The 17,988-nt window shown below is 71.1% G+C and carries 13 protein-coding genes; 6 read left to right on the top strand and 7 right to left on the bottom strand.

Features of this window, described 5'->3' with window-relative positions:
- Positions 1–3: 3 nt before the first annotated feature.
- From ACFZB3_RS03180 to fdhD, 3 genes are read left to right on the top strand one after another with little or no spacing between them, the layout of a single operon-like run.
- Positions 4–1,821, top strand: coding sequence for an NADH-ubiquinone oxidoreductase-F iron-sulfur binding region domain-containing protein (locus ACFZB3_RS03180; RefSeq protein ID WP_391368759.1), 1,818 nt, complete (start codon positions 4–6; stop codon positions 1,819–1,821).
- Positions 1,818–2,678 carry a 2Fe-2S iron-sulfur cluster-binding protein gene (locus tag ACFZB3_RS03175; protein ID WP_391368756.1) on the top strand — a complete coding sequence of 287 codons (861 nt, stop codon included), beginning with the start codon at positions 1,818–1,820 and terminating at the stop codon, positions 2,676–2,678. Before ACFZB3_RS03180 ends, ACFZB3_RS03175 begins: the two co-directional genes overlap by 4 nt.
- A 7-nt stretch (positions 2,679–2,685) precedes the next feature.
- Complete coding sequence (gene fdhD / locus ACFZB3_RS03170; protein WP_391368753.1) at positions 2,686–3,534, top strand: formate dehydrogenase accessory sulfurtransferase FdhD; 849 nt, start codon at positions 2,686–2,688, stop codon at positions 3,532–3,534.
- Between the two features lie 72 nt (positions 3,535–3,606).
- Here fdhD and ACFZB3_RS03165 read toward each other — a convergent pair whose 3' ends face one another.
- On the bottom strand, positions 3,607–4,485 hold the full coding sequence (locus tag ACFZB3_RS03165; protein WP_391368750.1) for a LysR substrate-binding domain-containing protein: 879 nt from the start codon (positions 4,483–4,485) through the stop codon (positions 3,607–3,609).
- Positions 4,486–4,623: 138 nt separating this feature from the next.
- Here ACFZB3_RS03165 and ACFZB3_RS03160 point away from each other — a divergent pair, with 138 nt between their 5' ends.
- The gene (locus tag ACFZB3_RS03160) at positions 4,624–5,343 is read left to right on the top strand and encodes an SDR family oxidoreductase (RefSeq protein WP_391368747.1); all 720 of its coding nucleotides are present in this window, start codon (positions 4,624–4,626) and stop codon (positions 5,341–5,343) included.
- Positions 5,344–5,363: 20 nt separating this feature from the next.
- Here ACFZB3_RS03160 and ACFZB3_RS03155 read toward each other — a convergent pair whose 3' ends face one another.
- Both ACFZB3_RS03155 and ACFZB3_RS03150 read right to left on the bottom strand, forming a co-directional pair.
- Positions 5,364–5,891 (bottom strand): isochorismatase family protein, encoded by a 528-nt coding sequence (locus ACFZB3_RS03155; protein WP_391368745.1) that lies wholly within the window; start codon positions 5,889–5,891, stop codon positions 5,364–5,366.
- A 149-nt stretch (positions 5,892–6,040) separates the two neighbouring features.
- A complete protein-coding gene (locus tag ACFZB3_RS03150; RefSeq protein ID WP_391368742.1) occupies positions 6,041–7,090 on the bottom strand; it encodes a bile acid:sodium symporter in 1,050 nt (349 codons plus the stop codon).
- Positions 7,091–7,249: 159 nt separating this feature from the next.
- On the opposite strand from ACFZB3_RS03150, the gene ACFZB3_RS03145 reads away from it, so the two are divergent.
- Positions 7,250–8,125 carry a LysR substrate-binding domain-containing protein gene (locus ACFZB3_RS03145; RefSeq protein ID WP_391368740.1) on the top strand — a complete coding sequence of 292 codons (876 nt, stop codon included), beginning with the start codon at positions 7,250–7,252 and terminating at the stop codon, positions 8,123–8,125.
- Positions 8,126–8,180: 55 nt separating this feature from the next.
- On the opposite strand, the gene ACFZB3_RS03140 is transcribed toward ACFZB3_RS03145, so the two are convergent.
- Positions 8,181–9,161 carry an AsnC family transcriptional regulator gene (locus tag ACFZB3_RS03140; protein WP_391368738.1) on the bottom strand — a complete coding sequence of 327 codons (981 nt, stop codon included), beginning with the start codon at positions 9,159–9,161 and terminating at the stop codon, positions 8,181–8,183.
- Positions 9,162–9,502: 341 nt separating this feature from the next.
- Between ACFZB3_RS03140 and ACFZB3_RS03135 the strand changes: the two genes are divergently transcribed.
- The gene (locus tag ACFZB3_RS03135) at positions 9,503–11,329 is read left to right on the top strand and encodes an AMP-binding protein (protein ID WP_391368735.1); all 1,827 of its coding nucleotides are present in this window, start codon (positions 9,503–9,505) and stop codon (positions 11,327–11,329) included.
- A gap of 7 nt (positions 11,330–11,336) precedes the next feature.
- Here the strand turns inward: ACFZB3_RS03135 and ACFZB3_RS03130 are convergent, their stop codons facing one another.
- From ACFZB3_RS03130 to ACFZB3_RS03120, 3 genes are read right to left on the bottom strand one after another with little or no spacing between them, the layout of a single operon-like run.
- Positions 11,337–13,367: a PQQ-dependent sugar dehydrogenase gene (locus tag ACFZB3_RS03130; protein ID WP_391368733.1), complete on the bottom strand. Its 2,031-nt coding sequence runs from the start codon at positions 13,365–13,367 to the stop codon at positions 11,337–11,339.
- Between the two features lie 11 nt (positions 13,368–13,378).
- Positions 13,379–14,722, bottom strand: coding sequence for an alpha-galactosidase (locus tag ACFZB3_RS03125; RefSeq protein WP_391368730.1), 1,344 nt, complete (start codon positions 14,720–14,722; stop codon positions 13,379–13,381).
- Positions 14,719–17,979, bottom strand: a complete 3,261-nt coding sequence (locus tag ACFZB3_RS03120; protein ID WP_391368728.1) for a glycosyl hydrolase family 28 protein — start codon at positions 17,977–17,979, stop codon at positions 14,719–14,721. The genes ACFZB3_RS03125 and ACFZB3_RS03120 overlap by 4 nt, the downstream gene beginning before the upstream one ends.
- Positions 17,980–17,988 lie beyond the last annotated feature (9 nt).

The following is a 17,988-nucleotide window of genomic DNA, read 5'->3' as shown; positions in this document are numbered from 1 at the left end:
CAAGTGGACCTGCACTTCGGCGACAGCAAGCCGACGGACGACGAACGGGCCGCCGTCGATGCATTGTTGGGCCCTCCGGAGTCCTCCTGGGAGGGCGCCGACCGTTCCGACGCGGACCTGCGGTGGGCGCGCGGCGGCCGGGAGGCCCGGGACCGCCGCGACCTGCTGCTGCCGGGGCTGCACGCGATCAACGACCGGATCGGCTGGATCAGCGAGGGCGCCCTCGGCTACCTGTGCCGCCGCCTGACGGTCCCCCCGGCGGAGGCCTACGGGGCCGCCACCTTCTACGCGATGTTCTCCGTCCGGCCGCGCCCGGCGACCGTCCTGCACGTCTGCACGGACCTGGCGTGCACGGCGGCCGGCGCGTCCGCACTGTGCGCCGGCGTGGAGGAGAGCGCCGGTCCCGGGGTGCACGTCGAGCGCAGCCCCTGTCTGGGCCTGTGCGAGCGGGCCCCGGCCGCCCTCGCGGTCCGGGCCGGGGATCCGGTGCGTACGGCGGTGGCGGCACCGGCGACGGTCGAAACGGCCGTCCTCGCGGCCACCGCTCCCGACTCGGCGCCCGAAGAGCCCCCGGCCGCCCTGGCCGTACCCCAGGCCGGGCAGGACGGCCTCGTCCTTCTCAGCCGCATCGGCGTGGTCGACCCGTCGTCGCTCGACGACTACCGGGCGAACGGCGGCTACACGGCGCTCCGGCACGCCTTCGGGCTCGGCCCCGCCGGGGTCATCCGCGAGGTCACCGACGCGGGCCTGGTCGGGCGCGGTGGCGCCGCCTTCCCCACCGGCCGCAAGTGGCAGGCGACGGCGTCCCAGCCCGACCATCCGCACTACCTGGTCTGCAACGCCGACGAATCGGAGCCGGGCACCTTCAAGGACCGCGTGCTCATGGAGGGCGACCCGTACTCGCTCGTGGAGGCGATGACGATCGCGGCGTACGCGGTCGGCGCGCACCGGGGCTTCGTCTACCTCCGCGGCGAGTACCCGCGGGCGACCCGCCGCCTCCAGCACGCGATCGGCCAGGCCCGCGCCCGCGGCCTGCTCGGCGACGACGTCCTCGGCCAGGGCTTCGCCTTCGACATCGAGATCCGGCGCGGCGCCGGGGCGTACATCTGCGGTGAGGAGACCGCCCTGTTCAACTCCATCGAGGGGTACCGGGGCGAGCCGCGCTCGAAGCCGCCGTTCCCCGTGGAGAAGGGGCTGTTCGGGAAGCCGACGGTCGAGAACAACGTGGAGACGCTGGTCAACGTCCTGCCGATCCTGACCATGGGCGCCCCGGCGTACGCGGCGATCGGGACGGCGAAGTCCACCGGTCCGAAGCTGTTCTGCGTGTCCGGGAGCGTGGCCCGCCCGGGCATCTACGAACTCCCCTTCGGCGCCACGCTCGGCGAACTCCTCCAACTGGCCGGAGTGCGCGGCGACTTGCGGGCGGTCCTGCTCGGCGGTGCGGCCGGCGGCTTCGTCCGGCCGGACGAACTCGGCATCCCGCTCACCTTCGAGGGCACCCGGGAGGCGGGCACCACGCTCGGCTCGGGTGTGGTGATGGCCTTCGACGACACCGTGCCGCTCCCGCAACTCCTGCTCCGGATAGCCCAGTTCTTCCGGGACGAGTCCTGCGGGCAGTGCGTGCCCTGCCGGGTCGGGACGGTCCGGCAGGAGGAGGCGCTGCACCGGATCGTCGCGCGCACCGGCGCCGACGCGGCCGGGGACGTCGCGCTGCTGCGCGAGGTCGGCCGGGCGATGCGGGACGCCTCGATCTGCGGTCTCGGCCAGACCGCCTGGAACGCCGTGGAATCCGCCATCGACCGTCTGGGGGCGTACGAATGACCGTGACACCGCTGGGGATCCCGCGCCGGCTGCTGGAGTTCACGCTCGACGGCCAGGAGGTGCGGGTCCCGGAGGGCTCGACCGTCCTGGACGCCTGCCGGGCGGCCGGGAAGGACGTGCCGACCCTGTGCGAGGGCGACACCCTGCGCCCGAAGAACGCCTGCCGGGTGTGCGTGGTGGAGGTGGAGGGGGCCCGGACCCTGGTGCCGGCCTGCTCCCAGAAGGCCGAGCCGGGGATGGTGGTGCAGACGGACACCGAGCGCACCCGGCACAGCCGCCGGATCGTCCTGGAGCTGCTGGCCTCCTCCGTGGACCTGTCGACGACCCCCCGTGCGGCCGGGTGGATCAAGGAGTACGAGGCGAAGCCGGACCGCTTCGGCCCCGACGCGGCCCGGCTGGACGAGGAGCCCCGGGTCGACAACGATCTGTACGTGCGCGACTACGGCAAGTGCATCCTCTGCTACAAGTGCGTGGACGCCTGCGGCGACCAGTGGCAGAACAGCTTCGCGATCTCGGTCGCCGGGCGCGGCTTCGACGCCCGGATCGCCGTCGAGCACGACGGCCCGCTGACCGACTCGGCCTGCGTGTACTGCGGGAACTGCGTGGAGGTGTGCCCGACCGGGGCGCTGTCGTTCAGGTCGGAGTTCGACATGCGGGCGGCGGGCACCTGGGACGAGTCGCGGCAGACGGAGACGACCACCGTGTGCGCGTACTGCGGTGTGGGCTGCAACCTCACGCTCCACGTGCAGGACAATGAGATAGTCAAGGTCACCTCGCCGCACGACAACCCGGTGACCCACGGCAATCTCTGCATCAAGGGCCGTTTCGGCTACCAGCACGTACAGAACCGGGGCTGATCAGACCATGGGACGAGTCACGGAACGACGCAAGGTCATCCGCATCCGCGACGGAGCGGTCTCCGCCCGGCCGGACACGCTCGTCGCCGAGGAACCGCTGGAGATCAGGCTCAACGGGAAACCCCTGGCCATCACCATGCGCACGCCCGGCGACGACTTCGCACTGGCGGCCGGGTTCCTGGTGAGCGAGGGGGTGCTGGCGGCCGCCGGCGACCTGCAGAACATCGTGTACTGCGCGGGCGCCACGGTGGACGGCTCCAACACCTACAACGTGGTCGACGTCCGGACCTCGCCGGGCGTCCGGCTCCCCGACTTCACCCTGGAGCGGAACGTCTACACCTCCTCGTCCTGCGGGCTGTGCGGCAAGGCCAGCCTCGACGCGGTGCGTACGACGGCCCGCTGGCCGATCGCCGACACTCCCCCGGTCCGGGTGGAGCCCGAGCTGCTCGCGAGCCTCCCCGACCGGCTCCGCGCGTCGCAGCGGGTCTTCGACCGGACCGGGGGGCTGCACGCGGCGGCCCTGTTCGCGGAGGACGGCGAGCTGCTGGACATCCGCGAGGACGTGGGCCGGCACAACGCGGTGGACAAGCTGGTCGGCCGGGCCCTGCAGAACGGCGACCTGCCGCTGTCCCGGGCGATCCTGCTGGTCTCCGGGCGGGCCTCCTTCGAGCTGGCGCAGAAGGCCGTGATGGCGGGCATCCCGATGCTCGCGGCGGTCTCCGCGCCGTCCTCGCTGGCGGTGGACCTGGCGGCGGAGACCGGGCTGACCCTGGTCGGCTTCCTGCGCGGCAGCAACATGAACGTGTACGCGGGCGAGGACCGCATCGCCCTGCGGGCCGCGGCCGCCCAGGGCTGACCCGGTTCCCCGCGGCACGGCGGCGGGGCCCCGAACGGCGGGGAGCGCCCCCTGCGCCGCAGGGGCCCCGCCTCAACCGGACCCAGGCGCTCCACCGCAGCCGGACCCAGGCGTCCCGCCTCGGTCGGAGCCGGGCGCCCCGACGTCCGCGGCGGCCTCGGCGAGCGCGGCGACCAGCGCGGAGCGGCGGCCGGCCGCCCAGGCCAGCAGCACCCGGTCGGGTTCGGCGTCGACGACCGGGACGTACACGATGTCCGGGCGGGAGTACTGCTCGGCGGCCGAGCGCGGCACCATCGTGATGGCCTTGCCCGCGGCCACGCACTCGAACTTCTCCTCGATGGTGCGCAGCGGCAGGTCGCCGGGCCGGGGGTCGTTGTAGCGCAGCCACTGCTCGCCGTCGAGGTCCGAGAGGGAGATCTCCTGCTTCCCGGCGAGCCGGTGCCGGTCCGGGAGCATGGCCACGCGGGGCTCGCTGTACAGGGGCCGCAGTTCGAGCCCCGCCTCCCGGACGGGCAGCCGGACGTAGGCGATGTCGACGGTGCCGTCGAGGATCAGCCGCTCCTGGTCGTCCCACTCGACCCGGAGGGCGCGCACCTCGACGTCGGGGTGGCGCGCGGTGAAGGCCCGCAGCGCCTCGGTGACCACGACACCGGCCCGGAAGCCCACGACGAGGCGCCGCCGGCCGTGTGCGGCCTGCCCGACCCGGCGCCGGGTTCCGTCCGCGACGGCCAGCAACTGCCGTGCGTCTTCGAGGAGTTGGGCGCCGGCGTCGGTCAGGGTCACGCCGTGGCTGTCCCGTACGAACAGCTCGGCCCCCAAGTCCTTCTCCAGGGCCCGGATCTGACGGCTCAGCACGGGCTGGGCGATGTGCAGCCGCTCCGCCGCCCGGCCGAAGTGCAGGAGCTCGGCGACCGCCGTGAAGTAGCGGACCTTGCGCAGATCGAGGTCCATGACCGCGGCTCCTTCCCGGGTGGCGATGTCTTCAGGGTATCGCCGCAGCCGAAAGAGGTCTTGGACGGCCGACGCCCCACGACCGCAGGCTGGAGACGTCCGCACGGGACGGAACACCGGCTTGGAAAGGGATCAGCCATGAGTCTGCAGGGACAGCGTGTCGTCGTCATCGGGGGCACCTCGGGCATCGGGCTCGCGGTCGCCGAGGGCGCGGCCCGGGAGGGCGCGCGGGTGGTCGTCGCCTCGCGGCGGCAGGAGAGTGTCGACGCGGCGCTGAAGGTGCTGCCGGAGGATGCCGAGGGACAGGTCCTCGACGCCACCGACGAGGACGCGGTGCGCGCCTTCTTCACCCGGATCGGGGCGTACGACCACCTGGTGTACACGGCCGGTGAGTCGATCCTGCTGGAGACAGTGGCCGAGACGGACATCGCGAGGGCCCGGGGCTTCCTGGACACCCGGCTGTGGGGCGCCTACGCGGCGGTGAAGTACGGCGCCGGGTCGGTCCGGCCGGGCGGGTCGGTGGTGCTGACCACGGGCACGGCGGGGCGCCGGCCGCTGCCCGCGTCGAGCGTCGCGTCGGCGCTGTGCGGGGCGATGGAGTCGCTGACCCGGGCGCTGGCCGTGGAGCTGGCGCCGCTGCGGGTCAACGTGGTCTCGCCGGGGGCGGTGCGGACCGAGCTGTGGCGGGGGCTGCCGGAGGCGGCCCGGGAGGAGCTGTTCCGGTCGTCCGCCGAGTCGCTGCCGGTGGGGCGGGTCGGCGAGCCGGCGGATGTGGCCGAGGCGTACCTGTACCTGATGCGTGGGGGGTACAGCACCGGGTCGGTGGTGGTCGTGGACGGCGGCGGGACGCTGGTCTGAGCGATCGGACGGCCAGGCGGTCAGGCGGGGCCGAGGTGGATGTCGGCGGCGCCGACGACCGTGCCGAGGCGCGGGAAGTCGAGCCGTACGGACGCCTCGTGCTCGGGGCCGGTGAGGGCGGCCATGGCGTCCTCGACGAAGACCAGGTCGTAGCCGAGGTCGGCGGCGGCACGGGCGGTGGACTCGACGCCGAGGTTGGTGGCGATGCCGCCGAACACCAGCCGGGTGACGCCGAGCCGGCGCAGCCGGGCGTCGAGTTCCGTGCCCTGGAAGCCGCCGATCGTCCGTTTGACGATCTCCAGGTCCCCTTCCTTCCTGAGTCCGGCGACGAGTCCGCTGCCCGGCGGCTGCTCGGCGAGCGAGGGCCGTTCGACCCGGATCAGCACCACGGGCGCGCCGGCGGCGCGGAAGGTGTGGGCCAGTTCCTCGGCGGTGTGCAGGACTTCGGTGCCTTTGCGGGGCTCCAGGGGCAGCGCGACGATGCGGTCCATCAGGTCGACGAGGACGAGGGCCGTGTGCGCCGGATCGAGCGCCAGGGGTGCGGTCATGACGGAACGTTAGCCGTCATGAGCCGTCCGTACCGGAAATCCGGATCAACAGGCCCGTGAACTGGTCGCGTTCGGCAGCCGTCGGCGGGTCGAGCGGGGTGTCGCGGGCCGGCCCGGGCAAGGTCGTGCCGATCCCCTGACCGGTGGCCTCAGCGGCCGGTCGTCCCGGTGCCGACCGCCGGACGCGGCTGCGCCGCCGGGACGGGCGGCGACGCGGCCTCCTCCTGGGCCTCCGGGTCGTGGGCGCGGCGCTTGGCGATGACAGCGCACACCATGAGCTGCATCTGGTGGAAGAGCATCAGCGGCAGCACGGCCAGCGAGGCGTGCGCGCCGAACAGGACGCTGGCCATGGGCAGCCCGGAGGCGAGGGACTTCTTCGACCCGGCGAACTGGATGGCGATGCGGTCCCCGCGGCCGAAGCCGAGCGCCTTGGCGCCGTACCAGGTCAGCAGGAGCATCACGGCGAGCAGGACGGCCTCGACGACGAGGAGCCCGGCCAGCCGGACCGCGCTCACCTGGTGCCAGATGCCCCGGACCATGCCCTCGCTGAACGCGGTGTAGACGACGAGCAGGATGGAGCCGCGGTCGACCAGGCCGAGGATCTTCTTGTGCCGGGCGATGAAGTCGCCGATCCAGCGGCGCAGCAGCTGCCCGGCGACGAACGGGACCAGCAGCTGGAGCACGATCTTCACGATCGAGTCGGCGGAGAACCCGCCCCCGCTGTTGCCGAGCAGCGCGGCGGCGAGCAGCGGTGTCAGGACGATGCCGATCAGCGAGGAGAAGGAGCCGGCGCAGATCGCGGCGGGCACGTTGCCCCGGGCGATGGAGGTGAAGGCGATCGACGACTGGATGGTGGAGGGCACCAGGGTCAGGAAGAGGAGGCCCTGGTAGAGCGGATGGGTGAGCAGGACCGGCACCAGACCGCGAGCCGCCAGGCCGAGCACCGGGAAGATCACGAAGGTGCAGACCAGGACCGTGACATGGAGCCGCCAGTGCCGCAGCCCGTCGACGGCCTCACGGGTGGACAGGCGGGCCCCGTAGAGGAAGAAGAGGAAGGCGATCGCGGCCGTGGAGGCACCGGAGGCCACGTCGGCGGCCGTGTCCCGGGCCGGAAGGAGCGCGGCGAGGCATACCGTCCCGAGCAGCAGCAGGACGTACGGGTCGATCGGCATCCAACTGGGCCAGCTCAGGCGTTTCACGGTGCTCCACTTGCGGGTCGGTCAGGGTGTCGTACCGGCGGATACGGCCGGGTGCTCGCCGGGGCCGGAAGGGCCCTCTCCATCGTCCTCCTCCGACACTTGATCGGGAATCCGGTATACCACTCTCACTGCCATCGCGTTCCGCGATAACATGTTCGAGTGTACGACCCTTCACAGCTGCGCACCTTTCTGGCGGTGGCCCAGACGCTCAGCTTCACCCAGGCCGCCCGGCGGCTCGGGCTGCGCCAGTCCACGGTGAGCCAGCATGTGCGCCGTCTGGAGGACGCGGCCGGCCGCCAGCTGTTCTCCCGGGACACCCACTCCGTGGAGCTGACCGAGGACGGCGAGGCGATGCTCGGGTTCGCCCGCCGGATCCTGGAGGTGCACGAGCAGGCGGCGGCCTTCTTCACCGGCACCCGGCTGCGCGGCCGGCTCCGCTTCGGCGCGTCGGAGGACTTCGTCCTCACCCGGCTGCCGGAGATCCTGGAGGGCTTCCGCCACGACCACCCCGAGGTCGACCTCGAACTGACCGTGGAGCTGTCGGGCACCCTGCACGAGCAGCTGGCCGCCGGGAAGCTGGACCTGGTCCTGGCCAAGCGGCGCGCCGAGGACCCGCTGGGCGAGCTGGTCTGGCACGACGACCTGGTCTGGATCGGCGCGGAACGGCTCCGCCTGGACCCCGCCCGCCCGGTCCCGCTGATCGTCTATCCCCCGCCGGGCATCACCCGCGCCCTGGCCCTGGAGGCACTGGAGCGCCAGGGCCGCGACTGGCGCATCGTCTGCACGAGCGGCAGCCTCAACGGCCTGATCGCGGCGGCCCAGGCGGGTCTGGGCGTGATGGCCCACTCAAGGGGACTGATCCCCCCGGGCCTGTTCCGCGTCCCGGACCGGGCGGGCCTGCCGGAACTGGGCAAGGTCGACTTCGTCCTCGTGCACAGTCCGAGACGATCACCGGCACAGACGGCGGCGGACGCACTGGCGGCCGCGATCCTGAAAGGAGGCGAGCAGTTGCGCCCCACGGGGGCGCGGGGCTGAATCGATCTGCGGCTGCCGCCGCGTGGGCGCGACCAGCCCCCACCCACCCGCAGACTCACCACAACCCCTGATACGTCAGCTGCTTCACCCTCCGCAAAAACGGCATCGCCTCCACATGCTGCACCCCCTCCAGCCGCCCCACCGGCCCGCTCAGGTACGCGTACAGGTGCGCCGTGTCCCGCAGCACCGCCGTCACCACGACATGCGAAGGCCCGGCGGTGGCCGCCGCGAACGCCACCTCGTCATGGACCGCCAGCGCCTGCCCCACGGAGTGCATCGCGGCCGGCGTGGTGGTGATCCACAACACCGCGGACTTCGAGAATCCGAGCGTCTCGGCCCGGTACTCGACGTCGATGTACACCGCCCCGGAGCCGATCAGCGCGGCCAGCCGCCGCTTCACCGACGACTCGGACCGCCCTGTCGCCCGCTGCAGCTCCGGATAGGTCGCCCGCCCGTCCCGCTCCAGCGCGGCCAGCAGCGGCGCGTCCTCCGGCTCCAGCCGCGCGGGCCCTGCGGGCTCCGGCAGCGCCGGCCGCAGCGCCGCCGCCTGCTCCTCGGAGAGCGCCCGGAACTTCCGCACCCACCCGGTCGGCCCGCCGTGGAACCGGTGCAGGAGCTGCTGCGCACGGATCTCCACCACGCTCGGGGTCCGCGGCAGCTTGCCCAGCAGCAGGTCGTCGTGGTCGCCGGGGTGGCGCGGCCGGGTCATGCAGGCGATCTCCGTGCCGCCGGAGGCCAGGCCGATCCAGGCGGTGTCGGGGCGTCTGGCGAGCGCGTCGGCGATGACGGTGGCGCCGTCCGGCGCGCAGCGCAGCCGGAGCATCCACTGGTCCTGGCCGAGCCGCTCGGCGTCCCGGACCGCGACGACCCGCAGCCCGGCCTCGGCGCACAGCCGCCGGTAGCGGCGGGCGACCGTCTGGTCGGAGACGCCGAGCACGGCCGCGATCCGGCTGAAGGAGGCGCGGCCGTCGACCTCCAGCGCGCTGAGCAGTTGCACGTCCAGCGGGTCCAGGGTGTCGGATTCCAGCTCCAGCATCCCTGCACCGTACTCGGACGGAGTGACGGAATCGGCCACGTCGGCGCTGTCCTCAGAGGGCGCTGCGGCGCCCGTCCCTGACCGGCGGGTAACCGGCCGGGGGCCGTAATCGGGTCGTACAGATTCCGTGGAGATTACGGAGCCGGAACTTACTGAACCGTAGGAATTCTGTCCGCCCCTTCCCCATGTGGGCGTATTTTCCGTACGTGAGCGCGGTCATACGAGAGCAATGCTCGTTTTCGCACCCCCTCCCGCACGGTCTTCCGGTGGGGTAGCTTTCACGGCGCTGTGCGGAGCGTCACTACTACCGTCACTGTGGAGCGAGGAGCGGGGAGCGGGGTTTGCGCGAGTTCACCAACCCGCCGTTGGCGTCGGCACCGCCGGTCGGCGGTCTGGCCGACAGCGTGTTCGAGCATGCCCAGACGGACCCGCTGCACATCGCGCTGGGCCGCAAGGACGACCTCGGCCAGTGGCGTGACGTGACCGCCGCCGAGTTCCGCGACGAGGTCCTCGCTCTCGCCAAGGGGCTCCTCGCGCGGGGCGTCCGGTTCGGCGACCGGGTCGCGATCATGTCCCGCACCCGCTACGAGTGGACCCTCTTCGACTTCGCGCTGTGGACGATCGGCGCCCAGGTGGTGCCGGTCTACCCGACCTCGTCGGCGGAGCAGTGCTTCTGGATGCTGTACGACGCCGAGTGCACGGCGGCGGTCGTGGAGCACGAGGACCACGCCATGACGATCGCCACCGTCATCGACCGGCTGCCGCAGCTGCGCCAGCTGTGGCAGCTCGACGAGGGCGCGGTGCAGGAGCTGTACGACGCGGGCGCGCACCTCGAGGACGAGGTCGTGCACCGGCACCGGCAGGCGGTCACCCCCGACTCGACCGCCACGATCATCTACACCTCGGGCACCACGGGCCGCCCCAAGGGCTGCGTCCTGTCGCACGGGAACTTCATGTACGAGGCGGACACGGTCGTGGCCCGCTGGGAGTCGGTGTTCCGCGCGAAGAAGGGCGAGCAGGTCTCCACCCTGCTCTTCCTGCCGCTGGCGCACGTCTTCGGGCGCATGGTGGAGGTGGCGGCGATCCGGCACGGGGTGCGCTTCGGCCACCAGCCGCAGCTGCACGCGGCGGCGCTGCTGCCCGACCTGGCCGCGTTCCGGCCGACGTTCATCCTGGCCGTGCCGTACATCTTCGAGAAGGTGTTCAACGCGGCACGACGGAAGGCCGAGAAGGAGGGCAAGGGCGGGCCGTTCGAGAAGGCGGTCGAGATCGCGGTGAAGTACGCGGACGCCGTCGAGGCGAAGGCGTGGGGCACCGGGCCCGGCCCGTCGGCCTCGCTGCGCATGCAGCACCAGCTGTTCGACAAGCTCGTCTACGCCAAGGTGCGCACGGCGATGGGCGGCAGGATCCGCAACGCCATGTCCGGCGGCTCGGCCATGGACCGCCGGCTCGGCCTGTTCTTCGCCGGCGCGGGCGTGCAGATCTACGAGGGCTACGGCCTGACCGAGTCGACGGCCGCGGCGACCGCCAACCCGCCCGAGAAGACCCGCTACGGCACGGTCGGCCAGGCCATCCCCGGCACCACCGTGCACATCGCGGACGACGGGGAGATCTGGCTGAACGGCGGCAACGTCTTCCAGGGCTACCTGAACAACCAGAAGGCCACCGACGCCACCCTGCACGACGGCTGGCTGGCCACCGGCGACCTGGGCTCCCTGGACGAGGACGGCTATCTGACCATCACCGGCCGCAAGAAGGAGATCCTGGTGACCTCCGGCGGCAAGAGCGTCTCCCCCGGGGTCCTGGAGGAGCGGGTCCGGGACCATCCGCTGGTCAACCAGTGCATCGTGGTCGGCAACGACCGTCCCTACATCGCCGCCCTGGTCACCCTCGACACCGAGGCGGTCGAGCACTGGCTGCAGATGCGCGGCAAGCCCCAGATGTCCGCGGCCCAGCTGGTGCGGGACGCCGACCTGGAGACCGAGGTGCGGCGCGCGGTGGTGGCCGCCAACACCCTGGTCTCGCAGGCCGAGTCGATCCGTACGTTCCGTATCCTCGCCCAGCCGTTCACCGAGGAACACGGCTTGCTGACCCCGTCGTTGAAGCTGAAGCGCAAGGCGATCGAGAACGCCTACGCCAACGAGGTCGAGGCCCTGTACCGGGCCTGACGGTCCATCAACTGATGCTCACCCGGAAGATCTTGTCGGATCCGTCCGGCTCGTTGCCGTTGTTGTCGCAGTTGGTGGTGGACAGCCACAGCTGGTCGGCGCCCGGCACCTTGGTCACGGTCCGCAGCCGGCCGTAGGTGCCGACGTAGTACGCGGTCGGGGTGCCGACGCTCTCGCTGTCGCCGTTGATCGGGATGCGCCACAGCCGTTCGCCGCGCAGCGAGGCCATGTAGACGACGTTGCGGACGATGGCGATGCCGCTCGGGGACGCCTCGGAGACGTTCCAGGTGGCCTTGGGGTTGGTCATCCCGGCGACGGAGCAGGTGCCCTCGCAGGTCGGCCAGCCGTAGTTGGCGCCGGGCTTGATGAGGTTCAGCTCGTCCTTGGAGCTGTTGCCGAACTCGGCCTCCCACAGCCGCCCGTTGCGGTCGAAGGCGAGGCCCTGCGGGTTGCGGTGGCCGAGGCTGTAGACGTAGTTGCCGAACGGGTTGCCGGGGGCCGGTTTGCCGTCGGTCGTCATGCGCAGGATCTTGCCGTTGAGGGAGTTCTTGTCCTGGGCGAGGTCGGGTGTCTGGGCCTCCCCGGTCGAGACGTAGAGGTAGCCGTCGGGGCCGAAGAGGAGCCGGCCGCCGTTGTGGTAGCGGTTCTTCTTGATGCCCTGGAGCAGGATCTTGTAGTCGCCGAGCGTGCTGCCGTCGTAGGTCATGCGCACGACCCGGTTGCCCTCGTCGGCGGTGTGCATGAAGTAGACGTAGTGGTTGGTCTCCCACTTGGGGTCGACGGCGACGCCGAGCAGGCCGCCCTCGCCGTTGGTGGTGACGGCGTTCGGGACGGTCCCGACCTGGGTCCGGGTGCCGTCCTTGGTCACCTTCCAGACCCGGAAGTCGTCCCGCTCGGTGACCAGCGCGGTCTTGCCGTCGGGCATCCAGTAGGTGCCCCACGGGATGGTCCAGCCACTGGAGAGCGTGGCGATGGAGGAGGGCGTGCCGCCGTCGGTGGCGCAGGCCTTGGTGGTGAAGGTGACGGCGTTGCTCGGCTGCGAGACGTTCCCGGCCGCGTCCCGGGCGACCACGTCCAGGGTGTAGGGGCTGTCGCAGGCGAGGCCGGTGAGGGTGGTGGTCGTGGCGCCGGTGACCGTCTTGTAGACGGTGGTGCCGCTGCGGATGTCGTACGCGGTCACCGCCCGGTCGTCGGTGGACGCGCCCCAGGAGAGGTCGGCGGTGTTCGCGGTGATGCCGGTCGCGGACAGGGTGCCGGGGGCGGTGGGCGGGGTGCTGTCGCTGCTCGGCTTCGTCGTGCAGTCGACGACGGGACTGGCCGGCGAGGTGTTGCCGGCCGCGTCGCGGGCGATGACGGTGAGGTCGTAGGTGGTGTCCGGGGCGAGTCCGGTGAGGGTCTTCGAGGTCGAACTCCCGGCCGCCTCGCCGATCTTGTTGCCGTGTTCGTAGAGGTCGTACGCCGTCACGCCCACGTTGTCCGTGGCGGCGCCCCAGGCGAGGGTGAGCGCGTCCTCGCCGATGTCGGAGCAGGACGGCTGGCCGGGCCGGGTGGGGGCCTGGGTGTCGGCGGCCGTACCGACGCTGACCCTGTCCAGGTTGGGGCCGCCGTTCGCGGTGGTGGCGGTGGCGCGGATCTTGTTGCTGCCCGCGGTCAGCGGGACGTTCACCGTCTTGGTCACCCAGGTGTTCCAGTCGGCGGTGGCCGGGAAGGAGACGCCGGATGCGACGACCGTGCCGTTGACGGAGATGTCCATCGGCCGGTCGGTGTCGGTGCCGTTGGCGAAGCGCAGGGCCAGCGAGGAGGTGCCCGCGGTGGCGGCGCTCACCGTGAACTCCACGTACGAGCCCTTGATGTTGGTGTAGTCGACGAAGCCGGTGCCGGTGTATCCGGTGTGGTTGGTGGCGACGGTGCCCTGGGAGATGGCGGCGTCCTCGGCCTGGTAGTCGGTGGCCGCCCGCGCGGTCCCCGGCAGCAGGGCGACGAGGGGGACGGCCAGGGCCAGCGGCAGGGCGCGGGCGAGCAGGGTTCTGGGGGTCATGACGGTCCTCCTCAGCCGAGCGGCCGGACGCGGATCAGCCGGGTCTCGCCCGGGCGCAGGGTGGCGCTGTAGGTGGTGGCGACGGTGCCCTTGTGGGAGCCGGACCACAGGTCGGTGACGTCCCCGGAGCCGGTGAAGCCGACCTGGGACCAGTCCACGCTCACCGTGGAGCTGCCGGAGGTGCCGGTGTTGAAGAGGGCCACGACGTACTGGCCGTCGCTCTCCTTCTTGCTCCAGACCTGCTTGACCCCGCTGTTCACGATCCGCTTCGCGGCCACCCCGTCCTGGTCGACGCCGATCAGCCGGTCGTTGGTGAGCATGGCCTTGTCGACGGTGTCCAGGTGGGTGAGGTCGGTGCCGAGGAGCAGGGGCGCGGCGGCCATCGACCAGAGGGTGAAGTGGGAGCGCCGCTGGTCGGCGGTGAGGCCCACCTGGTCGCCGTTGCCGATCTCCAGCGAGTCCAGGTCGTTCCAGCCGCCGGGTCCCGCGTACTGCTGCCAGTTCGCGGCCGTGTTGAAGCGGGCGGAGACGTGCGACCAGTCGGTGAGCGGGTAGCCGCTGCCGTTGTCGCCGGGTCCGCAGTAGCACTCGACGTCGCCCTGGGTGCGCCAGCTGTTGGCCAGGGACCGCCAGGTCGGGGCGTCTGCGATCGTGAGGTTGTTGGAGAGCGCGAAGGTGATGGGGCGGCCAGAGACGCGCAGCGCCTTGGACCAGGCCTGGACGTCGGGGATGTCCTGGCTGCCCACCCCGTCGATCTTCAGGTAGTCGACCCCCCAGGAGGCGAACTGCTTGGCCCAGGAGTTCACGAATTCCTGGGCGCCCGGCTTGGAGTAGTCGATGTAGTACATGTTCTTGCAGTTGTAGTTCTTCTCGGTCTTCGAGGTGTCCGCGATGTCCTGCGCGTGGTACGAGGTGCCCTCGATCGGGGTGTTCCTGGTGACGGCGTTCTTGGCGATGCCGGGCGTGACGTAGAAGCCGAACTTCAGGCCCTTGGCGTGCACGTAGTCGGCCAGGGCCTTGATGCCGTCGGGGAACTTGGCGGGGTCGACGGCCCAGCGGCCGTAGGAGTCGACGGTGAAGCCGTTCGCGTCGCATTTCTGGTAGAAGTCGTCGAGGTTGACCTGGACGAAGCCGTGGTCCTTCAGGCCGCTCGCGGCGAGCGCGTCGGCCTGGGCCTCGATCTTGGCCTGAGTGGGCCACCGGCGCACGAAGCTCCAGCTGCTCCAGCCCATCGCGGGCCGCAGGGCCTGGCCGTTGTCGGAGGCGGGGGCCGGGTGATCGGGGCTCAGGAGCGGCACCGCGGCCGCGGCCAGCAGTGCGGCGGCCGCCACGGTGAGGTTTCTGGTCCTGGTCACGGGCGTCCTCCGGTCACGGGTGTCGCGTAGGCCGTGCCGATCCAGGCCTCGTCGATCCGCAGTCGCTGGTAGCGGGTGGTGTCGGTGGCGGCGGCCCAGGTGGAGTCCACCTCCAGGCGGACGTAGCGGGCCGTGGCGGCGGTGAGGTCGATGCCCTGGATGCCCCGACGGCTGGGCAGCTGCCCGGACTTGACCGCGCTCCCCCAGGTGGTGCCGTCGTTGCTGAGGTACACCTTGTAGTCCTTGATGCGCGCCGACTGCTCGGTGTCCGAGCGGGCGTAGGCGACCGAGTCCTCGCGCTGGTTGAGCCCGAGGTACTGCACCTTCTTCGCCGAGCCGAGGTCGAAGGTGAGGTTCACGGGGAGCGTCTTGTTGTTGTCCCAGTAGGTGAGGTAGTCGCCGTCACCGGCGGCCGGACCGGCGTGGCCGCTCGCCGACGCGCTCGCGGTCACCTTGACGCCGGAGAGGATGCCCTGGCGGCCGGCCGTGGCGACCTTGAAGACGGTGTCGTACGGGTCCCAGTCGCCGAGTCCGGTCAGGGTCAGCACGCCGCCGGACTGCGACCAGGAGACCGCCTTGCCGGTACGGAGGTTGGTGACGGAGGCGATGCGGTAGCCGTTGTCGCGGATGCGCAGGGTGCTGGTCGTCGGCGGGGTCAGGACGTGGACGTACTGGCGGTCCGGGTCGTCCTTGGCGATCGTCGTCACGCCGTGGGCGCCGTCGTTCCAGAAGCCGGGTTTGAGGCCGCCGTACATATAGCCGCCGCCCTCGGTGCCCTGCAGGGACTCCCAGATGGGGTTCAGGTAGGAGTTGGCGAAGTTGTTGAAGGCGGCCTGGTTCGCCGGGAACTTGCCGTTGACCTGGGCGGTCTCGGCCATCAGGGCCTTCACCGAGGAGCCCGCGTTGGTGACGAGGCGGCCGAGGGTGAGCATCTTGTCGACGGCCGGGTCGGAGCCGTCGTACCACCAGGCGCCGGTCGAGGGCAGCTTGAAGTCGGCCTCGGTCAGGCGGGGCTGGGCGGTGTAGACGGCCTGCGGGTAGTCGTAGGCCGGTGTCATCCCCGTCTTCTGCTCGTTGCTGATCATGTCCATGATCGGCGTGTCCTCGTTGTTGTTGCTGAGCGTGTAGTCCGGGCGCTTCTGGTAGATCTGCTGGTAGAGGTCGTGGCTCTCCCAATACGCGTTGTCGTTGTCGATCCAGAAGCCGCCGAGGTCGGGGTAGCGGTCCATGACCTCGAAGAAGTTGTCGTAACTGAACTGCCCGAAGCCGTCGTTGGTGGTCAGGTCGATGTTCTTGCCCTTGTAGGCGGAGTAGGCGGCCGAGTCCAGCCACTCGTGGCCGCCCTCGTCGTGCCACTGGGGGTCGTTGGTCATGTAGAGGATGACCTTCAGGCCCTTGGCCTTGGCCGCGGTGATCAGTTCGCCGAGGAAGTCCCGTTTGGTGGAGCAGGAGCCGGGGATCTTCGACGGCCAGGGGCGAGCGTAACCGAGGCGGCTGTGGAAGGTGGCCAGCACCAGGTACTGGGTGTGCAGCTTCTGGGCCTCGTTCACCCAGTAGTCCGGGGTCCAGCCGCCGCTGGTGACGTCGTTCTCCCAGGCGGTGCAGCTGGTGTGGGCGGGCGCGGTGCGCTCGCCCCAGTGCAGGAAGAGGCCGCCGACGGAGCCGCGGAGGAAGTCCTGGCGGGGGTTCTCCAGGTCGAGCGGCCGCGCGGCCGTACCGCAGTCCTGGCCGCCGGAGACCCGGAGCGCGCCGCCGGAGGTGTTGTGACTGTCCGTCAGGCAGGCTCCGGTGACGTCCTGGAGGCCGACGTCGTACGGGGAGTCGCTGCCCTTCTGGGCGGTGAAGCGGGTGAGGCGGAGGTCGCTCGCCGCGTTGGCGATGACCGCGGGCCGCCCGTCGTTCGCGGCGAACTTCACGCTGCTGTCCGTGAACTGCACGTGGTCGGCGTTGTGCAGGTACCAGCCGTAGGCCGGCCGGGTGCCGATGGCCTTGGGGTTGTAGTCGTTCGGGTCGTTGCTGGGCACGCCGGTGGACATGGTGCCGTTGCCGCCGGGGACGGTGATGTCGACGTTGTCGAAGGTCACGCCGCTGATGCGGTGGCCGTTCTCGCCCCACAGGGTCGGGCTGAAGGAGGGGCTGTTGCCGGTGGCCGTGATGTTCTCGTACGTGACGTCGCTGATCGATCCGACGCCGGGACTGTTCCCGCAGCGTTTCCGCGTCCCGATCTTCTCCATGATCGGCGAGTGGACGTTCGTCATCGTGATGTCGCGGTAGTGGACGTCGGAGATCTTCGCGCCGTCCATGGAGACCATGCCGAGGCCGGACTTGTCGGCGCCGTCGATGCGGATGTTCTCGAACTGGTAGTCCGAGAAGTCGCCGCAGGTCTCGGAGCCGAACATCAGGGCGTTGCAGCACTTGGCGCCCAGCGTCGAACCGCTCACCCGGACATGCCCGTTGGGCAGCTTGGCGCCGAGCGCGTAGTCGCTCTTGAAGACCAGGGCGTCGTCGTTGGCGTGGATGGTGGCGTTGGTGATCGTGGCGTTCGTCGTGGAGATGACGTTCCAGCCGTCGCGGTCGCTCGCGGTGTCGATGGTCAGGTGGTCGGAGGTCACGTTGGTGCAGCCGTTGATCAGGGCCGCGAAGTGGCCGCCGCGGCGGAGCGTCAGGCCGTCGCCGAGCCGCAGGCCGTCGCACCTGGTCAGCGAGATGATCTTGTCCGCCTCGCCGGTCTTCGGGTTGCCGGTGATCAGGTTGCCGGCGCCGTCGATGACGCCCTGGCCGACGAAGCCGATGTCGGTGAGCTTGTCGCCGTAGATCATCGCGTCGTGGAAGTGGCTGTGGCCGTAGTCCTGGTAGGCGTCGTACGGGTTGGACTCGGCCTTGTCGTAGGTGTCCGCGCTGGAGCCCTGGAGCGTGGCGCCCTTGTCCAGCTGGAGCGTCACATGGCTCTTCATGTGGATGGTGTTCTTGGACTTGTAGGTGCCGGCGGTGAAGCGGACGGTGCCGCCGCCCGCCGCGTTGGCGGCCGTGACGGCCTTGTCGATGGCCGGGCTGTCGTTGCTCGACCCGTCGCCCTTGGCGCCGTAGTCACGTACGTCGTAGACGGCACCGGCGCGTGGTGCGGCGCTCTGCGGGGCGGCGAGGGCCGCGGGGTGGGAGAGGCCGAGGACGACGGCGAGGACGAAGAGGACGACGGCGGGAGCGCTGTGCCGCGGCATCGAGGCAGGACTGTGCCATGGAGCGGTGGGGGGTTTCATGGTGACGGT

It is taken from the genome of Streptomyces sp. NPDC008092 (assembly GCF_042957285.1).
GTDB lineage: Bacteria > Actinomycetota > Actinomycetes > Streptomycetales > Streptomycetaceae > Streptomyces.
This window is presented reverse-complemented; position numbering and strand designations above follow the sequence as displayed.